The sequence below is a fragment of the Leucobacter triazinivorans genome, assembly GCF_004208635.1.
GTDB classification, from domain to species: Bacteria; Actinomycetota; Actinomycetes; order Actinomycetales; family Microbacteriaceae; genus Leucobacter; species Leucobacter triazinivorans.
In genome coordinates this window covers 2,171,787-2,193,360 of record NZ_CP035806.1, presented here as the reverse complement: position 1 = coordinate 2,193,360, position 21,574 = coordinate 2,171,787, and the positions used below count along the sequence as shown (strand labels likewise).

Below are 21,574 nucleotides of genomic sequence, written 5' to 3'. Positions count from 1 at the left end.
GTCGGAGAATCCCATGACATCTGTCGGACGCGGCCCGCGGGCCGTCATCGCTGCGATCGCGACTGCGGCTCTGGTCGCCGGCGCGATCGTCTTCGGAGGCACCACGGCCGCTCTCGCGGATGACCCGCTGCCCTCGCCCCCGCCGCTTCTCCAGCGCGACGACTCCGTCGTCACCGGCGATCCGCTGCCGACCGTCCAGATCGACAGCGGCTACGTGTGGGCCCAGGCCACCATCGGCACGACGGTGTACGCGGTGGGGCAGTTCGAGAACGCGCGCGCCGCGCTCGCCGCGCCGGGCACCTCGCTCACGCCGCGCACGAACATCCTCGCGTTCGACATCACCACGGGGGCGCTGCTGCCCTTCGCGCCGACCGTGAACGGCGCCATCAAGGCCGTCGCGGCCTCCCCCGACGGCAGTCGGATCTACATCGGCGGCACCTTCAACAACGTGAACGGCCAGTCTCGCTGGAACATCGCAGCGCTGGACGCGCAGACCGGTCAGCTCGTCCCGGGCTTCAGCCCCTCGATCGGCGGGTCGGGCGTCTACGCTCTGGCCGCCGACGCCGGCGCGGTCTACGTGGGGGGCCTCTTCACCCAGGCGAACGGCACTGCGCGCAGCAATCTCGCCGCGTTCGCCGCCTCGAACGGTGCGCTGCGCACCGACTGGGTGGCTGCACCCGACCAGCAGGTGGACACGATGGTCATGGATCCGGACGGCGCGCACGTGGTGATCGGCGGTCGGTTCGCCGATGTGAACGGCGACGGCGCCTGGCGCGGCATGGCCTCGATCGGCGCGGGCGACGGGCTGCTCAACACGGCGTGGCAGGGGACGGCGAAGGTGAAGAACGGCTGGGGCACCGGCAGCAGCCGGGGCAAGGCCGGGATCTTCGCGCTCAACACCGACGCGGACGGGATCTACGGCACGGGGTGGGTGTTCGCGAACGCCCAGGTCGGCAACATGGAGGGCGTCTTCGCCCTGGAACCCTCCTCGGGCTCCACCCGCTGGATGGCCGACTGCCTCGGCGACCACTACGGGGTCTACTCGACCGGCAGCGTGGTCTACTCGACGACGCACACCCACGCCTGCAGCACCATGAACCTGTGGCCCGAGCAGTCGCCGAGAACCCACAAGTTCGTCCACGCCATGACGGCAGACGTGCGGGGCACCCTGTCGCGCCAGCCGCACGCCGGCACCACGTACGTCAACTGGGAGGGCGAGCCGGCTCCCTCCGCGTACGCCTGGTACCCCGACTTCTTCACCGGCACCGCGACGGGGCTCGGCCAGGCCGGGCTCTCGATCACGGGGGCCGGCAACACGATCTCCATCGCCGGCGAGTTCCCCGGCGTGAACAACTCCTACTTCCAGGGCATCGTGCGCTTCTCCTCGGATCCGCCCGGGGGCGCGAAGGACGGCCCCCGCGCGACGACCGCGGCGTGGGGGGCACCTGCCGCCTCGACGGTGGTGCCGGGGCGCATCCGCCTCTCGATCGCGGGCACCTGGGATCGCGACGACCGCGATCTGAGCTACGAGCTCACGCGCACGGGAGTCACCGGGGCGATCAGCTCGGTCACGCACTCGAACGGCTGGTGGAATCCGCCGGCCGTGACGCTCACCGACACCGATGTGGAGGCCGGTGAGACCTACACCTACCGCATCACGGTCAGGGACGGCGACGGCAACTCGGTGGTGAGCCAGCCCGTCACCGCGACGGCCAGCAGCGGGACGGCGGCGGAGTACACGAGCGCGGTGATCGACGACGGCGCGAGCCTCTACTATCCGCTGGGCGACAGCAGCGCCGACTGGGCCGGGGCGAATCCCCCGGTGTTCGGCAGCGGCGTGCAGGCGCAGCAGCCGAGCGGGGTCACGGGATCCAGCACCGGCTTCTCGTCCTTCAGCGGCTCCAGCTCGGGCCGGGTCTCGACCACCTCGCGCCCGCCGACGCCCGCTGAGTTCACGACCGAGCTGTGGTTCAGGACGACCACCACCCGCGGGGGGAAGCTCATCGGCTACGGCAACGCTCAGACGGGATCCTCGTCCTCCTACGACCGCCACATCTACATGCGCAACGACGGACGACTGAACTTCGGAGTGTACCCGGGCGGCGTGCGCGTGGTGACGAGCGACGCGGCCTACAACGACGGCGAGTGGCACCACGTCGCGGCGGCGCTGGACGGCGACGGGATGAAGCTCTACGTCGACGGTCAGCTCGCCGCAGCCGATCCGAACGTCACGAGCGGGGAATCGTTCGCGGGCTTCTGGCGGATCGGGGGCGACAACCTGAACAGCTGGCCGAACCGGCCCACGTCGGACTGGTTCTCCGGCGCGATCGACGAGGTCGCGGTGTACCCGCACGCGCTCAGCGCGGCGCAGGTGGCGGCGCACTACGCGATCGGCAGCGGCCTCGAGGTGCCGACCGCGAGCTTCACCGCCACGGCCGACGAGCTGACGGTCGACTTCGACGGTTCGGCTTCGACCGCCGCGGGCGGAGCCGACATCGTCGACTACGCCTGGGACTTCGGAGACGGCTCCCCGGCGGTCTCCGGCTCGTCGCCGACCGCGTCGCACAGCTATCCCGAGACCGGCGACTACACCGCCACGCTCACCGTGACCGACGAACACGGGCTCGTGGGCACCGCGGAGCAGCAGGTGTCGGTGCTCGGCCCGAACCTGCCGCCCGACGCCGCGTTCACTGCGTCGGCGACCGGCCTGACGGTCACCGTGGACGGCTCCGGATCGACGGACGACGACGGGACCATCGAGAGCTACGCGTGGGACTGGGGCGACGGCACGGCCGCAGGATCGGGCGCACTCGCATCGCACGTCTACGCGGCGCCCGGCACCTACTCCGTGACGCTGACCGTGACCGACGACCGCGGCGGCTCGTCGAGCACGAGCCAGGAGGTCGAGGCGACGCACGCCGCGCCCGTGGCCGTGTTCGAGGCGGCGACCTCGGGCCTGACGGTCGAGACTGACGCGGGCGGCACGACCGCCTCCGACGGCGCGACCCTCTCCTACGCATGGGACTGGGGCGACGGCGGACCCGGGTCATCGGGCGCGACCGCCTCGCACAGCTACGCCGCGGACGGCACCTACGAGATCACGCTGACGGCGACGGACAGCCTGGGCGCCAGCTCGGAGTACAGCCGCACGGTGTCGGTCGAGTCGACCGTCTACGCCTTCCTCGACGACTTCGAACGGATCGTGTCGGGCGGCTGGGGCGCGGCTCCCGCCGACGGGGTCTGGACGACGATGCTCGGGTCGTCCTCGGTCGCATCGACGGACGGCACCCACGGAGTGCTCGCCCTCGCACCCGGGAGCACCCGGCAGATGGCGCAGCAGTCGCTCGCGCTCGCCGACACGGAATCGGTGCTCGACTACCGCATGGATTACGGGCCGGCGACCGGAGCGAGCTATGTGGGCCTCACGCTCCGGCAGACCGCAACCAGCGGGTACACCCTGCACGCCTGGCACCGCAGCAACGGCACGATCTGGCTGGTCGCGCAGCAGGGCGGCACGGTGATCGGCACGCAGCCCATCGCCGGGTTGACCTGGGCGCAGGGCGACCGGTTCACTGTCAAGACCGAGGTCTCCGGCACGAATCCCACCACGCTGCGGGCCAAGATCTGGTCGAACGACGGCGCAGAGCCGCAGGCGTGGCAGCTCACGGTCACGGACTCGACCGCGAGCCTGCAGCAGGCGGGCTTCGCGTCGATCCGGTACAACCTCGGCTCCGCCTCGGCGGCGGTCGGACCGGTTGCGGTGGACCGCCTCGCGATCCGCGACCTGGGCGCGCCCGCGCCGGATCCGGATCCCGAGCCGGATCCCGACCCCGAACCCGACCCGGATCCCGAGCCGGATCCCGATCCCGAACCCGACCCGGACCCCGACCCTGAGGTCAACGCTCCCCCGGTGGCCGACTTCGGGCCAACGGCGGCCGGACTCGCGGTGACGGTCGACGCCTCGGCGTCGACGGATCCGGACGGCACGATCGTCTCGTACGCCTGGGACTGGGGCGACGGCACGCCGGCCGGCGCGGACGCGACGGCCACGCACGAGTACGCGGCCGCGGGGCTGTACACGATCACCCTCGTCGTCACCGACGACCAGGGCGCGACCGGCACGACCACCCGCGACGTGACCGTCGAGGCTCCCGCGCCGGCGGGCGTCGTCATCCAGGACGACTTCGAGCGCAGCGCGACCGCCTCGTGGGGAAGCGCCGATATCGGGGGCGCGTGGACCATCACGGGAGGTGCGGCGTCGGCGGCGTCGGTCGGAGACGGCCTGGGGCGGTTGAACCTCGCGCCCGGAAGCACGCGCTTCGCGCTGCTCAGCCAGACTCCGACCCGGGAGTACACCGCCGAGCTCGACTTCTCGACGGATGCTTCCCCCGACACCGGCGCGGTCTACGCGGGGGTGATCGCCCGCGACACGGGCGCGGGCTCGTACCTCGTGCACGCCTGGCTGCGGCCCGGAGGCACCGTCTGGCTGGTCGTGCAGCAGGGTTCGACCGTGCTGCAGACGTCCAGCCTCTCGGGGCTCTCCTACGCCGCGGGCGACGCGTTCACGCTGAAACTCGAGGTCACCGGGATCGATGCGACCCAGCTGAACGCCAAGCTGTGGAAGATCGGCACTCCGGAGCCGGCGGGGTGGCAGGTCTCCGTGCAGAACGCCGATGCGGCACTGCAGGCGGACGGAAGCGCCGGGGTGCGGGCGAGCCGCACCAGCGCATCCACCGCCCCCGCGGTGGTCTCCTTCGACCGCTTCCACGTGCAGGGGATCGGATAGGCGCGCGGCGGGCGGGGAGGCCTCGTGCGCCGCGGGTCTTCCCGTTCGCCGGGGAGTAGGCGAGCATGGGAGGCGTGACCACCGTGATCATGGCCGTGGGCGGGCTCGCCGCAGCGATCGTCGCGCTGCTCGTGCTGCGCGCCGCACCGCGGCTCGCGGTCGCGCTCTGGCTGCTCGTGCTCTTCTTCGTGCCCGTGTGGGTGGGCGTGAGCGTCGGCCCCTTCTGGTCCGCGATCACCGCGGTCACCGTGCTCATGATCATGACCTGCTCCCGGTCCATCGAACTCTCCCCGGCCGACGGGATCATGGCGGCCTTCGGCCTGCTCATCGTCGCGCAGTACGCACTCGGCCTCGTCTCGCTCTCGGGCGCCGTCATCGCGCTCACCGAGTGGCTGCTCCCCTACGTCTGGGGCCGGCTCGTGCTGACCCGGGTGAGCCTCGACTTCCTGGTGCGCGCGGTGGCGCTCGTGGCCGGCGTCGCCGCGGCCCTGGCGCTGCTGGAGGCGACCACGTCCGTCAACCCGTTCGTGCTCATCTCCTGGGGCGCGGCCGACATCTACGAGATCTGGTCCCCGCTGCAGCCGCGCGGCGGACTCACCCGGGTGGAGGGCGCCTTCGGCCACTCGATCGCGCTCGGCGCGACGCTCTCCATGTGCGCCGCGTTCGTGCTCGCCGCGAAATGGCGGCTGCAGGTGCGCCTGCTCCTGCTGGTGACCATCGCCGCGGCGATCCTGCTGACCCTGAGCCGCATCGGTCTGGTGACCTTCGTGATCACCGTGGCCCTCTCGATCATCGTGCTCCCCGGGCTCACGCGCCTCGCCCGACTGCTCATCGCCGCCGCCGGCCTCGCCACTGCCCTCTTCATCGTCCCCATCGTGAACGACGTGTTCCTCGAGGCGGGCCAGGAGGCCGGCGGCAGTGCCGGGTACCGTCTCGATCTGCTGTCCCTGGGCCCCGTGCTGCGCCCGTTCGGGGCGGCGCCGGACATCGCCGGTCTGACGGTGGGCGGCGACTACCTCGGCACGTTCTCGCGATCGATCGATAACGCGCTGCTCGTGGTGGCGATGCGGGTGGGCTGGGTGGCCGCGCTGCTGCTCGTCGCCGTGCTGATCGCGGCGACGGTGCAGATGCTGCGCAGGCGCGGGGCGAACGCCGCGAACATCGCCATCGCCGGGCAGATCCCGGGCCTGTTCGCGGTCGCCTTCATCACCCAGTACTCCGCGTTCTTCTGGTTCGCCGCGGGGCTGGCGGTGGCCATCGGGGTCGCGGATCGGCGCCGGGTCCCCGGGAGACTCCCCCGCCTCGGCAGCGCACGATCGCCGCAGACCCCGGCGCAGCCCGCTGCTATCCTGAACCGAATATCGCCCGAGAGGCCCGAAGCGGCGGGGGGAGGTTCGACGTGACCGAGACCACCTCCGCCTGGACGCTGGGATCGGTCTGGGCCGCGCTGAAGAAGCGCTGGTACCTCATCGCCGCCGCCACCGTGCTCGGCGGGATCGTGGGCCTGACGATGTCCTTGCTGGCAACGCCCGTGTTCCAGTCGACCGCGACCCTGTTCGTCTCGATCAACCAGGGGTCGAGCGGCTCGGATCTCAATCAGGGCACCACCTACGCCCAGAATCAGATGCAGTCCTTCGCGCGCCTGGCCACGTCCTCGCGCGTGCTGGAGCCGGTGATCGAGGATCTCGATCTCGATCTGACACCGCAGGAACTGGCGCGCAATCTGCAGGTGGTCACGCCGAGCAACACCGTGATCCTCAGCATCCAGGCCTCCTCGACCTCGCCCGAGCGCGCGGCCGCCGTCGCCAACGCCGTCGCCGAGAGCCTGGCCGACGTGGTGAAGGAGGTCTCGCCCACCGGTGCCGAAGGGGCGCCGTCGATCGCCGCGTCGCTCGTCGACAGCGCGGTCGTGCCGATCTACCAGGTCTCTCCGAACAAGTCGCGGGACTCCCTGCTGGTCGCCGCCGTCGGACTGCTGCTCGGGATCGCCGCGGCGCTCATCTCCAGCCTGCTCGACACGCGGATCCCGAACGCCGCCGCGCTCAAGGCCGCGGTGCCCCTTCCCGTGCTCGGCTCCATCTCGCGGGTGCGCGGCGCTCGGCATGGCGTGGGCCTCGTCGTGGCGCAGGACCCGCTGGGGCACGCCTCCGAGGAGTTCAGGCGCGTGCGCTCCGCGCTCACCTACGCGGCGGTCTCGGATCGCCTGCAACGGATCATGATCACCTCGACCTCGGAGAGCGAGGGCAAGTCGACATTCAGCGCGAACTTCGCGCTGACGCTCGCCGAGGTGCGGAGCCGCGTTCTGCTCATCGACGCCGACTTCCGCAAACCGCGCATCACCGACCTCTTCGGCGTGGAGGGCGCCGTCGGGCTCACCTCCGTGCTGCTGGGAGACGCCACCTTCGAGCAGGCCCGGATCCGGCGCCGCGGCACGACGCTCGACATCCTCACCGCCGGCACGATCCCTCCGAACCCGTCCGAGATGCTGACCTCGGACGCGATGCGGCAGCTCATCGACGAGGTGGCGCCGCAGTACGACTACGTGATCGTCGACTCGCCGCCCATCCTGAGCGTCGCGGACGCCGGCCTCACGTCGCCGCTCGTCGACGGCGCCGTGCTCGTGGTCGACGCGGGGCGCACGAGGCGGTCGCAGCTCGCGCAGGCCGTGACGAGCTTCGAGACGGCCGGGGGACGTCTCATCGGGGTCGTGCTCAACAAGGCGCGGCGGCGGCGCAGCACCGACGGCTACTACACCGAGAACGGGCGGACGCGCCCGTCGGGCGGGTCCGCCGGATCCGGTGCCCGGCGGAAGCGCGGGTGAACGACCATGCGCGTGCTGATCGCCTGGGCCGACGACGTCTCGCCGAACCTCGGCGTTCGGGCGCTCGGTCGCGGATCGATCGACCTGCTCTCGGCCGCGCACCCCGACGCCGAGTTCGAGGTGATGAACTACGGCTCGCGCCCGGCCGCGATCGACTGGTCGCCGCGCACACTGCTGCGGCGGCGCGCGCTGCGGAGCTCCGGGATGATGGACTGGCTGGCGTCGTTCGACCTCTTCTGGGATACGCGCTCGGGCGACAGCTTCGCCGACATCTACGGGCTCGACCGGCACCTCACGATGTCGCTCATCCACGAGTTCGCGGCGCAGGCCGGCGTGCGCTGCGTGATGGCGCCGCAGACGATCGGGCCGTTCGCGACCCGACGGGCGGCCTGGCTGGCGACGCGCACGCTCAAGCGATCGCACCTGGTGTTCGCGCGCGACCCCAGGAGCGCCGAGGCGGCGGCGGCGCTGGGCCGACCGGTCGACGCGCTGACCACCGACCTGGTGTTCGCGATCGCGCCCCCCGGCCCCGACGCGCCCCGCGACGTCGTGCTCAACGTCTCCGGCCTGCTGTGGGAGCCGAATCCACACGTGGACTACGAGGAGTACCGCCGGTCGGTCCGCCTCGTGATCGAGGGGGTGCGCGCCGACGGCCGGAGCATCACGCTGATGCCGCACGTGCTCGACTCGAGCAGCCCTGACAGCGATCTCGCGGCGGCGCGCGCGATCCACGCCGACTACGACGGCGAGTTCGAGCTCTTCGAGCCCGAGAGCCTCGATGCGGCGCGCGGCGCGCTGGCCGCAGCGCAGGTCGTCGTCGGCGCCCGCATGCACGCGTGCCTCAACGCGCTCTCGACGGGCACGCCGGCCGTCGCCATGGCCTACTCGCGCAAGTTCCGGCCGCTGCTCGCCGAGCTGGGATGGGACGACGTCGTCGAGGTGCGCGACGCCTCGAGCACGAGCAGCGCGGTGCTCTCGGCGATCCGCTCGCCGCGGCTGGCGGAGCGCGCGCGCGACGCCCAGGCGGAGGGGCGCGCTCGCATCGACCGGCTGCGCTCCTCGGTCGGGGCCCTCGCGTAGGGCGGTGCACGGGTGGCACAGGATCTGGCGCACTCCGCGGCCCGCGGCGCACTGTTCACGATGGGCGCCCAGCTCGCCCGCATCCTGCTGCAGCTGCTCTCCGTCGTCGTTCTGGCGCGCCTCCTCACCCCGCACGACTACGGGCTGCTCGCCATCGCGCTCGTGCTCGTGGGGATCGGCGAGATCCTGCGCGACTTCGGGCTCACCTCTGCGGCGGTGCAGGCGCCGACGCTGACCGAGGGACAGCGCGACAACCTGTTCTGGATCAACTCCGCGCTCGGCGCGGCCCTCGCCGTCGTCGTGCTCCTCGCGTCCTGGCCGATCGCGCGGCTGAGCGATCAGCCCGAGCTCCTCGGGATCGTGCAGGCCCTGTCGGTCGTGTTCGTGCTCAACGGTCTCGCGACGCAGTACCGCGCGCAGCTCATGCGCGCCCTGCGGTTCACCGCGCTCGCGGTCGCCGATATCGTCTCCGCGGCGGTCGCACTCGGGGCAGCCGTCGCGGCAGCCCTCCTCGGCGCCGGCTACTGGGCGCTGGTGCTGCAGCAGCTCGTCGCGGCGCTCGCCCTCCTCGCGCTGCTGGTGCGATTCGGGCGGTGGCGCCCCCGACGCTACTCGCGCCGCCACGAGATCGGCGCGTTGCTGCGCTTCGGCGGCCACCTCGTCGCCACCAACCTGATCACCTACGCCGCCTCCCAGGTCGACACGGTACTCGTGGCGGCGCGCTTCGGAGCCGCTCCGCTCGGCCTCTACAACCGCGCCTACCAGCTCGTCATGACGCCGCTGAACCAGATCCGGTCTCCGCTCACGAACGTGGCGCTGCCGGTCTTCTCGCGGGCGCAGGAGGATCGCGAGCGATTCAACGGCTTCGTCGTCGCGGGCCAGCTCGCGCTCGGGTACTCACTGGGGGTCCCGCTGCTGCTCATGTGCGGCATGGCGGAGCCCGTCGTGGCGATCATGCTGGGCTCCCAGTGGGAGGCCGCCGTGCCCGTGCTGCAGTGCTTCGCCATCGCGGGAGCCCTGACGACGCTCTCGTTCGTGGGGTACTGGGTCTACGTGTCGCGCGGGCTGAGCCGACAGCTCCTGCACTACTCCCTCGTGTCGACCGCGATCCGGGTGACGTGCATCGTCGCCGGCTCGTTCTTCGGAGTGGTGGGGATCGCGGCCGGGTTCGCGATCGCGCCCGCGATCGCCTGGCCCCTGTCGATCTTCTGGCTGTCCCGACTCACGGAGCTGCCCGTGCGCGAGCTCTACCGGGGCGCGGCCCGCATCCTCCTCGTCTCGGCGAGCGGAGCGCTCGCCTCCTGGGCGGCATCGACGGCCGTGCTGCCGCTCGCCGGGAACTGGCTCGCGCTCATCGCCGGACTCGGCGCCGCAGCCCTCGCGCTCTCCGCGCTGCTCCTGCTCCCGCAGCTGCGCCGAGATGCCCGGACCCTGGTCTCGTTCGGCAGGCTCATGCTGCGCCGGCAGCGGTGAGCGCGGGGGTCGGGCCCCGCAAGGCTGTAGGGTGGCACCACGGAGGATGGAAAGGCCGCGCAGGGGAGGGGTCGCTGTGAGTACCGTCCGGAAGCAGGTGGCGAAGGTGCTGCAGGCGGACGCGTGCTCGGGGTGCGGCGTGTGCACCCTGCTCGACCCCGGGCTCTCGATGGAGCTCGACGGGTCGGGGTATCTGCGGCCGGTCGCCGCGGGGCCGCCGCGCGAGGAGCCCGGTGCCGCCCGCGCCTTCGCGCGCGTCTGCCCCGGCCGCAGCGTGACGGCGCAGCGACCCGCGGGCAGCACGAGGCACCCGCTGCTGGGCTCGTACTTCGGCGTGTGGGAGGCCTGGGCGGTCGACCCGCAGATGCGGCATCGGGGCAGCAGCGGCGGCGCGCTCACCGCCATCCAGAGCTGGCTGCTGGCCACGGGCGCGGTCGCGCAGGTGTCGACCGCCGCATCGGATCCCGCCCGGCCGACGCGCACGGTCCCGGTGCGCATCACGTCGAAGGAGGAGGCGCTCGCAGCGGCGGGCTCCCGCTACGCCCCCGTGGCGGTGGGCGCGATCGCGACCGCCGACCCGACGCACGCACTCACCGCCAAGCCTTGCGAGGTGAGCGCCGTGCGCGCCCTCACGGGCGGCGCCCTCGGCGGCTCGCCGGTGCTGCTGTCGTTCTTCTGCGCCGGCACACCGAGCCAGCGCGCGACCGAGCAGCTGGTCCGCGAGCTCGGGGGGCCCGCCCCCGAGGAGGTCACGGAGCTGTGGTATCGGGGGAGGGGCTGGCCCGGCAGGTTCACCGCGGTGTTCGACGGGGGCGAGGTGAGCGCGGACTACGACCGCTCCTGGGGGGCCGCGCTCGGGCCCGCCACGCAGTGGCGATGCAAGCTCTGCGCCGACGGTATCGGCGAGTCGGCCGACATCGCTGCGGCCGACTCCTGGGACTCCGACGATCGCGGCTACCCCGTCTTCGACGAGCAGGATGGGCGCAGCGCGCTCCTGGCCCGCACGGAACGCGGCCTCGCCATCGTGCTCGCCGCGCAGGAGGCCGGGGTGATCGAGCTGCGCGAGCTCGATCCCGAGCGGCTCGCGCGGGCCCAGCCGCTCCAGACCGAGCGCCGCCGTTCTCTCGCCGCGCGCCTGTGGGGGGCGCGGCTGGGCGGCCGCGGGGTGCCCCGGTATCGCGGCTTCGGCCTCGTCCGGCTCTCGCTGGCGCGGCCGCGCATCGCACTGCGCACGCTGCGCGGAACCCTCCGGAGGATCCGGGAGTCGCCGCGGGGAGGTGCCCGATGAGAGGATCGATCCTCTTCGTGTGCGCCGCCAACGTGTGCCGTTCACCGCTCATGCAGTACACGTTCCTCGACTCGGTGGCCGACTCGGAGCAGTGGGCCGTCTCGAGCGCGGGCGTCTCTGCCCGCGAACACGCCGCCACCTGCGAGCTCGGCCGCGCATTCGTGCGCTCCGAGCCGCTCCGAGCCGCGGCGAGCGCCCACCGCGCGACACCGGTCGACGGCGCGCAGCTGCGCGCCGATCTCATCATCGTGCCCTCCCGCTCCGAGCGGGCGGCACTCGCCCGGCGCGCGCCCGATGCGCGGTGGCGCCTCTTCACCCTCTCGGAAGCGGTGCTGCTCGGCCGGCACGCGGCCGCGCACCGCCTGCACGAAACCGCCCTCCGCGCCCCCGAGGAGTCGCGGCCGGGCGCGGTGGCGCAGTACGCCGAGATGCTCGACGCGCACCGCGGTTCGCTCGTGATCCCTCGTCCGCGGAAGCAGCGTCGGGTGCTGTCGCGGCGGGAAGCGCCCCACCCGCTCGACATTCCCGATGCGCACCATCGCCGACGCCACGCCCACGCGGCCGTGCTGCGGCGCGTGCGCGCCGAGACGGCGGAGTTCGCCGCGCAACTCGACGGCTTCCGGGACGCGCCCGTGCGCTGAGATCGGCATACTGTACTCATGAACGACGGAACGGCCCTCGTCATCGCCATGATCGGCACCCGCGGAGTGCCGGCCGCCTACGGCGGCTTCGAGACCGCGATCGAGGAGATCGGCCGTCGTCTGGTCGGACGCGGGCACCGCGTGCTCGTCTACACGCGCGGTTCGGAGCGCCGAGAGCGCGAGTACCTCGGCATGGAGATCGTGCGCCTCCCGGCGGTGCCCGTGAAACAGGTGGAGACGCTCAGCCACACCGGCCTATCGACGGTGCACGCCCTCACGAGGCGGCGCATCGACGCCGCATTCGTCTTCAACGCCGCGAACTCCCCCTTCGTGCCGCTCCTGCGCGCGCGGCGCATCCCGACGGCGCTCCACATGGATGGGCTGGAGTGGCGCCGCTCCAAGTGGGGACCGCGCGGCCGCGCGTACTACCGCTGGGCCGAGCAATTCGGCGTGCGCCGCGCGGACGCGCTGATCGCCGACGCCCCGGGCATCGCCGACTACTACCGGCACCAATTCGATGTCGCGACCGAGATGATCCGCTACGGTGCACCGCTCATCGACTCCGCCCCGACCGAGGGGATCCGCGGCATCGGGCTCGAACCGGGCGGATACCACCTGGTTGTCGCGCGCTTCGAGCCCGAGAACCACGTGCGCGAGATCGTGGCGGGCTACGCGGAGAGCCGCGCGAGACGACCGCTGGTCGTCGTGGGGTCGGCGCCCTACAGCGCCGAGTACACCCATCGGATCCAGGACCTCGCCGACGGCGACCCGCGCATTCGACTGCTCGGAAGCGTCTACGATCAGCAGCTGCTCGACGCCCTCTACGCCCACGCGTTCACCTATCTGCACGGGCACTCGGTGGGCGGCACCAACCCGTCGCTGCTGCGCGCGATGGGCGCCGCAACCGCCGTCGTCGCCTTCGACGTCGGGTTCAATCGCGAGACGGCGGGGGGCGGATGGTTCTTCTCCGACCCCGGGGGCGTCACGCGGGCGCTGCACGATGCCGAGGCCGACCCCGAGGCGGTCGCGGCGGCGGGCCGGGCCGCACGGGAGCGCGCGGCCGCGGCGTTCGATTGGGACGACGTCGCAACGCGGTACGAGGAGCTGGCCCGCCGGCTCGCGGCCGGCGGATCCGTCCACCGCTCGGCGCGTCGGGCGCGCCGCTCATCCGAGGAGTGGGCCCGGTGACGGCGCCCACGGTGCTGGCCGTGCACCCGGGGGCCGAGCTCTTCGGCTCGGACCGTATGTTCCTCGAGAGCATCGCGGGGCTGCGGGAGGCCGGCTTCGACGTGGTCGTGGCCCTCCCCGCGCGCGGACCCCTCGTGCCCGCCGTGCAGGCCATCGGCGCGCGGGTCGTGCTGCTCCCCATGCTCGTGCTGCGAAAGGCGCTGCTGCGCCCGTCGGGGTGGGCAGCGCTCGCGCGCGACGGCGTGCGGGGCTTCGTCGCCGCGCGCCGGCTCCTGCGGAAGGTGCGGCCGGCCGTCGTCTACGTCAGCACGATCACGCTCCCCCACTGGCCGATCGCCGCGCGATTGGCCGGCGCCCGCGTGGTCGCCCACGTCCACGAAGCCGAGGGGTCGGTGAACCGGTGGGTGAACACCGCCGCCTACCTGCCGCTCGCCGCTGCGCACACCGTGATCGTCAACAGCCGGTACTCGCGCGCGATCCTCGGCGCGAGCGTGCCCCCGCTCCTGCAGAGGTCGACGGTGATCCACAACGGCGTCGAGAGCCCCCGGGATCCCGAGCCTCCCAGGGCCGAGCTGACCGGGCCGACCAGGATCTGCTACGTGGGCCGCCTCTCGCCGCGCAAGGGGCCCGACCTCGTGCTCGACGCGGCGCGGCTGCTCGCCCGTGACGGCACCCCGGTGCGGGTCACGCTGCTCGGCTCGGTGTTCCCCGGCAACGAGTGGTACGAGCGAGAGCTGCGCGACGCCGCGGCCGCGCTGCCCGAGGAGATCGAGGTGCGCTTCGCCGGCTTCGACCCGCACATCTGGCCGCACCTCGCCGACAGCGACGTCGTCGTGGTGCCGTCGCGGCTGGACGAGTCGTTCGGCAACACGGCGGTCGAGGGCGTGCTGGCGCTGCGACCCGTGATCGCGAGCGACATCGCCGGATTGCGGGAGGCCGTCGGCACGTACCCTACGGCGCACCTCGTCGCACCCGGCGACGCCGCCGCGCTCGCGGAGGCACTCGCGCGTGTGCGGGGCGACTGGGCGGTGCTGCGCGAGCGCGCGGCTGACGGACGCGCCCGCGCGCTCGCCCGGCACGCCCCCGAGCAGTACCGCCGCGCGATCGGACGCGCGGCCGCCGGAACGCACGACTGAGGCCCCGCTCAGCGCTGCTGCGCGCCGAGGACACGGCTGCCCACCTGCAGACGCGACTCCGCCGCGACCGCGGCGGGCACGCCGCGCGCGATCGCGGCCTGCTCCGCGACGTACTCCGCCCGAAGTTCGTGCGCATCGGTCACGACGGCGCCGCCCTCGACCAGCCGAGACCGCTGCTCCTGACCCGTCGCCGCGCGGAACCGCTCCAGGGTGTCGACGACGACGGGGCTGCCGGCCGATCCGCGTGACCAGACCCCGAACCAGCGGGGCTGCCCGGCGCTGTCGCGGTGGTACAGGTTGCCATCGGTCGACGCCACCATCTCGGCCGCGGTGAACTCGCGCGAGGAGTCCTCGACGCACACGAGGCAATCGCCGGCGGGCGAGCCCACGACGTTGTTGGCCACGACGGTGCTGCGCGTGATCCAGGGCACCGTGGGGTCGGGCCGCGGCTGGCGCGGATCGTGACCGGTGGTGGCGGTCGCGGCGCGACGGCGATCCTGGGTGATGTTGATGTTGCGGGTGTTGTCGACGACCGTGTTGTTCCACAGCTGCACGTTGCCGGTGTTGATGACGTAGATGCCCGAGAGGGCGTTGCCGACGACGATGTTGTCGGCAACGATCGCGGTGTCGGAGAGCTCCAGGACCAGGCCGTTGCCCGTGTTGCCCCGCACGTCGTTGCCCGTGAAGCGGATGTCGTAGACCGACTCGTCGAACCAGGGGCCCTGGCCGAGGTTGTCGATGAACGCCGAGTCGACGACGGCCACATCGCGCGACCGCCCGATCTTGAACGCGCCCGACACGGGCGCACGATTGAACCGCTCGGTGTTGTTGCCGACCGACAGCACGCCCTCGAGCCGCAACCCGTCGGCCGTCGCCGCACCGCCGCCGAGCATCCCGTTGCCGATCAGCGAGACTCTGCGCAGGGTCGTTCCGGGGCTCCAGCTGTAGAACCCCGTCGTCGCGGTGTCGCGGATCGTCACGTCGGTGAAGGTGACGTCGGCCGCGGCGGCGATGACCGCGCCCATGTCGGGCACGCTCGGCGCGTAGCGGCGCACGCCGATGCCGCGCACCTCCGACCCGTCGGAGCGCACCGAGAGCGCCTGCACGAGCGTGCTCGCCTCGACCCGCCTCCCCGTCGGGTCGGTGCCGATCACGAGCTCGTCCCGCGCGCGGTCGACGTAGAACGCGCCGCGCGCCACCTGGTCGCGCGAGGCGACCTGTCGCAGCCGCTCGCCGTCGACCCACACCTGGTCGGGGTGCGCGGCCATCGGATGCTCCGGGGCGACGAACCGCCACCCCGGCTCCGTGTTGTCCGGCCTCCCTCGGAAGTAGGTGGGGCTCGGGTCGAGCTCCAGGTCCCAGCCCGGCTTCACCCAGACCGAGCCCGAGGCGCGCCAACCGGTGACGGCCGTCGCGCCGTCGAACCAGACCTCCTCGCCCGGGTAGGGCTGAATCGTGACGCGCCGTTGCGGGGGCACCAGCACCTCCTCGTGGTACGCGCCCTCACGGAGCACGATCGTGCCTCCGTTCGGCACCGTGCGCAGCGCCGCCGCGACGGTGCGCTTGGGGGCCGCGGCGGTGCCCGCCCGGGTGTCGTCGCCCGACGGGGCGACGAAGACGGCTCCGGCCGGGACGGGGTAGCGGAGCGTGCCCGGGGCCGCGGCGCCCGGGGCCCCGCGCAGCTCGGGATCGCGGCCCGGCTCGGGGGCGGGGGCGGGGTCGGGGTTGGGGGCGGGGTCGGGATCCGGAGCAGGATCCGGATCGGGATCCGGCGCAGGGTCCGGGCCGGGATCCGGCAGCCCCTCGGCAGCGGACACCCGCAGCGCAGCGATGACGAGCGGCGCCACCTCCGACCCCCTCGAGGTGTAGAGGGCGAGGCGCGCCGAGCCCGTCGGCGCCGCGCCGCCGCTGCTCGCCGCGGTCAGCATCCGCTCGTCCGGCTCGTCGGCGGTCGAGATCCAGGCCGATGCGGCCAGCTCGACCCGCGGGTGCCCCGTGGCCCGCACGCGCACGCGCAGCGCGTCCCCCGCGCGCACCGTCGGCTCCAGGCGGGTCTCCGCCAGCACGGTCGCGTCGGTGAGGCCACGCACCTGCACCAGCGCGAGGTCGACGGCCCCGCTCGGGTGCACGCGCAGACGCGCGCCGACGGATCCGGACTCCACGGCCCGCAGGCCGGCGGTCAGGTAGAGGCCGCTGCCCCCGCGCGGCAGCTCGGGGATCCGCAGCTCGAAACTCATCCGTGCGTCTGCCAGGGAGGGTCCGTCGGCCGTCACCAGGCTCGTGCGCCCCGGGGCGGGACTGCTGATGGACGCGCCGCCCGGCGACACCGCGAGCACGGCGGAGGGGGTCGCCTCCCAGTCGGCGCCCGAGTCGGCGGTGCCCCATCCGTGGTCGACCTGCCGCGAGAAGTCATCGACCAGGGCGGCTCCCTCCTCCCCCGGCCACGGCGGCGGATCGGGATCCGGTGCGGGGTCGGGATCGGGATCCGGTGCCGGATCGGGTGCGGGATCGGGATCCGCTCCCGGCTCGGGCGGCGCCAGAGCGTCGGGCGCGCCCGCGCGCACGGCGCTCAGCACGACCGGCAGCACCGATCCGGCCGAGGAGCTGTACGCGGACCAGGCGACGTCTCCCGCGGCGCCGAGCGGCGACGGCCCGCGATCCTCGAGTTCCAGCTGCCAGTCCGGCACGACGTCCCCCGCGTTCCAGACCCGCGCCTGCAGCCGCACCGGTTCCGTGCCGACGGTGTTGACCTCGAGCACGGAGTCCGTCTGAACGTCCACGGGCACGGTGCGCTCCTGCAGCACCCGGGACTGCACGCCGTCGACCCGGATCAGCGCGAGCTCGGCCCGGCCGCCGGGTACCGCGCGCACACGGGCCGCGTACGAACCCGCGTCGGTCACCCGCACGTGCGAGCCGAAGTAGACCCCGCTCCCCTCGGACGGCAGGGTGGGGATCCGGAACTCAGTGCGCACCCCCGCGTCGCGGAGCGCGCTTCCACTCCACGCCATGCTCGCCGTGCGGCCGGGCGCCACCGGCTGCAGCAGCGCCTCGCCCGCGTCGACCGCCGAGACGGCCGCCGATCCGGCGAGATACGCGCCCGAGGGCGGCGCGCCCCACCCGGAGTCCACCGAGCGGTCGAAGGCATCCACCAGCACGGGAGCGGGAGCGGCGCGGGCGGGAGGCGGTGCGATGAGGGTGAAGACGAGCGCGAACAGCGCGACGACGGCTGCAAGCGCTGTTCGGGAGCGCTGGGCGACGGGAAAGGGTGCGCTATCGGCCATGGAGCAGGGGTCCTCGCGTGATCGGGTGCGCCGCCATGCGGCGGCGGAACAGATCCCCTAAAACTCGCGCCAGGATATCCCGAAAACGCGCTCGGGGGCGCGACCTTGTGAGGACTCCCAGGTTTCGACTCGCTGCGCTCCACGCTCGACCGGCGGGGTCTGCCACCGGTCGAGCGTGGAGCGCAGCGACGAGTCGACACCTCCGCCGGTTCAGCCGGCGCGGCCGAGACCCTCCAGGTACTCGGCCAGCGCCGCATCGGCGTCGCGCGGCACGAACCCCGTCGCCGCGATCTTCTCGAGCGACAGCAGGCTGTTGCGGGGGCGGGGCGCCGCTGCGGGCGTGTCCGCGAAATACGCGGCGGTGCTCACCCCGGTGACTCTCGCGGGATCGTGGCCCAGGAGCTCGAACACCCGGCGGGCCACGTCGGCCCACGAGGTGGCCCGCCCCTCATTGCTGAGGTGGTAGACGCCGGGCTCGGGGCGCTGCCGCAGCAGGTGAATGATGCCCGCGGCGATGTCGTCGGTGAAGCTGAGGCGGCCGACCTGGTCGTCGACCACCGACGGGTCGACGCCGCGTGCGGCGAGCGCGGCCATGGTGCGCACGAAGTTGTCCCCGTCGCCGACGACCCAGCTCGTGCGCACGACGTAGTGACGCGGCAGCGCGCCGACGATCGCGTCGCCCGCGGCCTTGGTCTGCCCGTAGACGCCGAGCGGGGCGACGGGATCCCGCTCGGTGTACGCGCTGCGCTTCGTCCCGTCGAACACGTAGTCGCTCGAGACGTGCACCAGCGTGATGCCGTGCGCGGCGACGTGGCGGGCGAGCCGCGCGACGCCGGTGACGTTCGCGTCCCAGCAGTCGGCGCGGCCCTCGGCGGTCTCGGCGGCGTCGACGGCGGTGTAGGCCGCGGCGTTGACGACCGCGTCGTACTCCGCCCAGCTCACGCGATCGAGGGTCTCCTCGTTGAACAGATCGATGCGCGAGCGGTCGGCGAAGTCGGCGTGCGGCAGCGCCGTCCGCAGCGCGCGCCCGAGCTTGCCGTTGGCGCCGATCACCAGGGTGCGCTGCGGCCGCATGGGTGTCGCCTCCGCGAGACGCGGGTGCGCCAGATCCTTCTCGGATCGCTCGGCCTGCTCGAGCGGGATCGGCCAGTCGATCCCGACGGTCTCGTCCGCGAGGTTCAAGAACGTGTACTCGCCCTGGGCCTCGGCCGTCCAGTGCGCGTCGACCAGGTACACGTACGCAGTGGCGTGCTCGAGGGTCTGGTAGGCGTTGCCGACGCCCCGCGGCACGAAGACGGCCGTCGAGGGATCGAGCTCGGTCGTGAACACCGCGCCGAAGGTGGGGCCCTCGCGCAGATCCACCCACGCGCCGAAGATGCGCCCGGTCGCCACCGACACGTACTTGTTCCAGGGCTCGGCGTGGATGCCGCGGGTCGCACCGCGGCGCTCGTTGTACGAGATGTTGTTCTGCACCGGCCCGAAGTCGGGCAGCCCCAGCGCGACCATCTTCTCGCGCTGCCAGTTCTCCTTGAACCAGCCCCGGTTGTCGCCGTGCACGGGGAGGTCGAGGACCAGCAGCCCGGGGATCGTCGTCTCGCGGATCGCGAGCTCCTTGGCCGCCATGCCTACCTCCCGAGTTCCCGGTACTTCGCCTCGGTCGCGGCCTTCTGCGGCCGCCACCAGTCCTCGTTGTCGCGATACCAGTCGATGGTCATCAGCAGCCCGCGCGCGAAGTCCTGGAGGGCCGGTCGCCAGCCGAGCTCCTCGCGCAGCTTCGTGCTGTCGATCGCGTAGCGCAGGTCGTGCCCCGGCCGGTCGGCGACCCGGTCGTACGCATCCGCCGGCTCCCCCATCGCGGTGAGGATCGACTCGAGCACCATCCGGTTGCTCCGCTCGCCGTCGGCGCCGATGAGGTAGGTCTCCCCGATGCGGCCGGCCTCGATGATCCGCAGCACCGCCGAGGAGTGATCGTCGGCGTGGATCCAGTCGCGCACGTTCGCGCCCGCGCCGTACAGTCTGGGCCGTTCGCCGCAGAGGATGTTCGTGATCTGGCGGGGGATGAACTTCTCGACGTGCTGCCGCGGCCCGTAGTTGTTCGAGCAGTTCGAGATGGTCGCCCGCACCCCGAAGGAGCGCACCCAGGCGCGCACCAGCAGATCGCTGCCCGCCTTCGTGCTGCTGTAGGGCGAGGACGGGTTGTAGGGCGTCCGCTCCGTGAACCGCTCCGGATCGTCGAGTTCGAGCTCCCCGTACACCTCGTCGGTCGAGATGTGGTGGAAGCGCGTGCCGTGCCGTCGCACCGCCTCGAGCAGCGTGTAGGTGCCCACGAGGTTGGTGTCGACGAAGGGTCGCGGCTCGTCCAGCGAATTGTCGTTGTGCGACTCGGCGGCGTAGTGCACGACGACGTCGGCGGCGCTCACGAGCTCGTCGACCAGCGCGCCGTCGCAGATGTCGCCGCGCACCACCGCGACGCGATCCTCGGGCAGCCCCGCCAGCGAGGCCGCGTTCCCCGCGTAGGTGAACTTGTCGAGCACCGTCACCGCATCGTCGGTGTGCGCGACCAGGTGGTGCACGAAGTTCGATCCGATGAACCCGGCCCCGCCGGTCACGAGCACGCGCCGCGGCATCAGCGCCCGCCCTCGAGCAGCCGCAGCAGATAGTCGCCGTACCCGCTCTTGACCAGCGGCTCCGCGAGGGCGGCGAGCTGAGCGTCGTCGATCCAGCCGTTGCGCCACGCGAGCTCCTCCACGCACCCGATCTTGAGCCCCTGCCGCTCCTCGATGACCCGCACGTAGTCGGACGCCTGCATCATCGACGCGAACGTGCCCGTGTCGAGCCAGGCGGTGCCCCGATCCAGCACCTGCACGTGCAGCTTGCCCGCGCGCAGATAGTGCTCGTTCACCGACGAGATCTCCAGCTCCCCCCGGGCGCTCGGCGTGATCCCCTTCGCGATCTCGACGACGTCGTTGTCGTAGAAGTACAGGCCCGGCACCGCGTAGTGGCTCTTCGGCGCCTCCGGCTTCTCCTCGATGGAGAGGGCCCGCCCGTCGCCGTCGAACTCGACCACGCCGTAGGCGCTCGGGTTCGCGACGTGGTAGGCGAAGATCCTCGCTCCGTCGATCTCGGAGTGCTGCTGCAGCGCGGTGCCCAGTCCCGTGCCGTGGAAGAGGTTGTCGCCGAGCACGAGTGCGGCGCTCTCCCCCGCGATGAAGTCCTCGCCGATGATGAAGGCCTGGGCGAGGCCGTCCGGGGAGGGCTGCACGGCGTACTCGAGCCGCATCCCCCAGCCGGAGCCGTCGCCGAGCAGGGATCGGAATTGCGCGTTGTGCTCGGGGGTCGTGATGATCAGCACCTCGCGGATACCCGCCGCCATCAGCGTCGACAGCGGGTAGAACACCATGGGCTTGTCGTACACGGGCATCAGCTGCTTCGAGGTGCCCCGGGTGATCGGCCACAGTCGCGTCCCGGAGCCCCCCGCAAGGATCACACCGCGCACGTCGCACCTCATCTCCGGCCGCCCCGCGCACGGGACCCGACGGGCCCGCACCAGCTCGCCTCTGATCTGGATGCTTCCGATCCTCTCACGAGGACTCGCAGTTGGCGTAGCCCCGCGCGAGGGATGCACGGATCACCTCATCCTGGCCACGGACCCGACCGTCATCCTGCGCGCAGTCGCAGGAACCCCACCGTCATCCTGGCCACGGCCCCCCACCGTCATCCTGGCCACGGCCCCCCACCGTCATCCTGCGCGCAGTCGCAGGATCCATCCGTCGCGGAACACTCCGAGCGACTCGCAGCATGGCTCGTGCCGTTTGCCCAAATGCACAACCGGAGGCGGCTGGAGAAGCGGGGCTCAGCGGGAGGCGCAGGCGACTGCCGT

13 protein-coding genes are annotated in these 21,574 nt (G+C 72.6%); 9 read left to right on the top strand and 4 right to left on the bottom strand.

Annotated features, from left to right (window positions below):
• The first annotated feature begins 13 nt into the window (after positions 1–13).
• The 9 genes from EVS81_RS09960 to EVS81_RS09920 all read left to right on the top strand — a co-directional run bounded on the left by EVS81_RS09960 (position 14) and on the right by EVS81_RS09920 (position 14,413).
• Positions 14–4,786 (top strand): PKD domain-containing protein, encoded by a 4,773-nt coding sequence (locus tag EVS81_RS09960; protein WP_130110259.1) that lies wholly within the window; start codon positions 14–16, stop codon positions 4,784–4,786.
• Between the two features lie 74 nt (positions 4,787–4,860).
• Positions 4,861–6,189: a hypothetical protein gene (locus tag EVS81_RS09955; RefSeq protein ID WP_130110258.1), complete on the top strand. Its 1,329-nt coding sequence runs from the start codon at positions 4,861–4,863 to the stop codon at positions 6,187–6,189.
• Positions 6,186–7,607, top strand: a complete 1,422-nt coding sequence (locus EVS81_RS09950; protein ID WP_130110257.1) for a tyrosine-protein kinase domain-containing protein — start codon at positions 6,186–6,188, stop codon at positions 7,605–7,607. Before EVS81_RS09955 ends, EVS81_RS09950 begins: the two co-directional genes overlap by 4 nt.
• Before the next feature lie 6 nt (positions 7,608–7,613).
• Positions 7,614–8,687: a polysaccharide pyruvyl transferase family protein gene (locus EVS81_RS09945; protein WP_240739802.1), complete on the top strand. Its 1,074-nt coding sequence runs from the start codon at positions 7,614–7,616 to the stop codon at positions 8,685–8,687.
• A 12-nt stretch (positions 8,688–8,699) separates the two neighbouring features.
• Positions 8,700–10,160: a lipopolysaccharide biosynthesis protein gene (locus EVS81_RS09940; protein WP_240739801.1), complete on the top strand. Its 1,461-nt coding sequence runs from the start codon at positions 8,700–8,702 to the stop codon at positions 10,158–10,160.
• Between the two features lie 76 nt (positions 10,161–10,236).
• The gene (locus EVS81_RS09935; protein ID WP_165384239.1) at positions 10,237–11,448 is read left to right on the top strand and encodes a Coenzyme F420 hydrogenase/dehydrogenase, beta subunit C-terminal domain; all 1,212 of its coding nucleotides are present in this window, start codon (positions 10,237–10,239) and stop codon (positions 11,446–11,448) included.
• Complete coding sequence (locus EVS81_RS09930; protein WP_130110255.1) at positions 11,445–12,089, top strand: arsenate reductase/protein-tyrosine-phosphatase family protein; 645 nt, start codon at positions 11,445–11,447, stop codon at positions 12,087–12,089. Before EVS81_RS09935 ends, EVS81_RS09930 begins: the two co-directional genes overlap by 4 nt.
• Positions 12,090–12,107: 18 nt before the next feature.
• On the top strand, positions 12,108–13,277 hold the full coding sequence (locus EVS81_RS09925) for a DUF1972 domain-containing protein (RefSeq protein ID WP_130110254.1): 1,170 nt from the start codon (positions 12,108–12,110) through the stop codon (positions 13,275–13,277).
• A complete protein-coding gene (locus tag EVS81_RS09920) occupies positions 13,274–14,413 on the top strand; it encodes a glycosyltransferase (protein WP_240739800.1) in 1,140 nt (379 codons plus the stop codon). The genes EVS81_RS09925 and EVS81_RS09920 overlap by 4 nt, the downstream gene beginning before the upstream one ends.
• Positions 14,414–14,421: 8 nt before the next feature.
• On the opposite strand, the gene EVS81_RS09915 is transcribed toward EVS81_RS09920, so the two are convergent.
• From EVS81_RS09915 to rfbA, 4 genes are all read right to left on the bottom strand, one after another.
• Complete coding sequence (locus EVS81_RS09915; RefSeq protein WP_130110253.1) at positions 14,422–17,694, bottom strand: right-handed parallel beta-helix repeat-containing protein; 3,273 nt, start codon at positions 17,692–17,694, stop codon at positions 14,422–14,424.
• A gap of 210 nt (positions 17,695–17,904) precedes the next feature.
• Positions 17,905–19,317, bottom strand: a complete 1,413-nt coding sequence (gene rfbD, locus EVS81_RS09910; RefSeq protein ID WP_130110252.1) for a dTDP-4-dehydrorhamnose reductase — start codon at positions 19,315–19,317, stop codon at positions 17,905–17,907.
• A gap of 2 nt (positions 19,318–19,319) precedes the next feature.
• Positions 19,320–20,321 (bottom strand): dTDP-glucose 4,6-dehydratase, encoded by a 1,002-nt coding sequence (gene rfbB / locus EVS81_RS09905; RefSeq protein ID WP_165384238.1) that lies wholly within the window; start codon positions 20,319–20,321, stop codon positions 19,320–19,322.
• The gene (gene rfbA / locus EVS81_RS09900) at positions 20,321–21,190 is read right to left on the bottom strand and encodes a glucose-1-phosphate thymidylyltransferase RfbA (protein WP_130110251.1); all 870 of its coding nucleotides are present in this window, start codon (positions 21,188–21,190) and stop codon (positions 20,321–20,323) included. The genes rfbB and rfbA overlap by 1 nt, the downstream gene beginning before the upstream one ends.
• Positions 21,191–21,574: the final 384 nt, after the last annotated feature.

Excerpts from the sequence above, each read along its gene's own strand:
- EVS81_RS09960 (WP_130110259.1), top strand. The coding sequence starts at position 14 with ATGACATCTGTCGGACGCGGCCCGCGGGCCGTCATCGCTGCGATCGCG.
- EVS81_RS09945 (WP_240739802.1), top strand. The coding sequence starts at position 7,614 with ATGCGCGTGCTGATCGCCTGGGCCGACGACGTCTCGCCGAACCTCGGC.
- EVS81_RS09930 (WP_130110255.1), top strand. The coding sequence starts at position 11,445 with ATGAGAGGATCGATCCTCTTCGTGTGCGCCGCCAACGTGTGCCGTTCA.
- EVS81_RS09925 (WP_130110254.1), top strand. The coding sequence starts at position 12,108 with ATGAACGACGGAACGGCCCTCGTCATCGCCATGATCGGCACCCGCGGA.
- EVS81_RS09915 (WP_130110253.1), bottom strand. The coding sequence starts at position 17,694 with ATGGCCGATAGCGCACCCTTTCCCGTCGCCCAGCGCTCCCGAACAGCG.
- rfbD (WP_130110252.1), bottom strand. The coding sequence starts at position 19,317 with ATGGCGGCCAAGGAGCTCGCGATCCGCGAGACGACGATCCCCGGGCTG.
- rfbB (WP_165384238.1), bottom strand. The coding sequence starts at position 20,321 with ATGCCGCGGCGCGTGCTCGTGACCGGCGGGGCCGGGTTCATCGGATCG.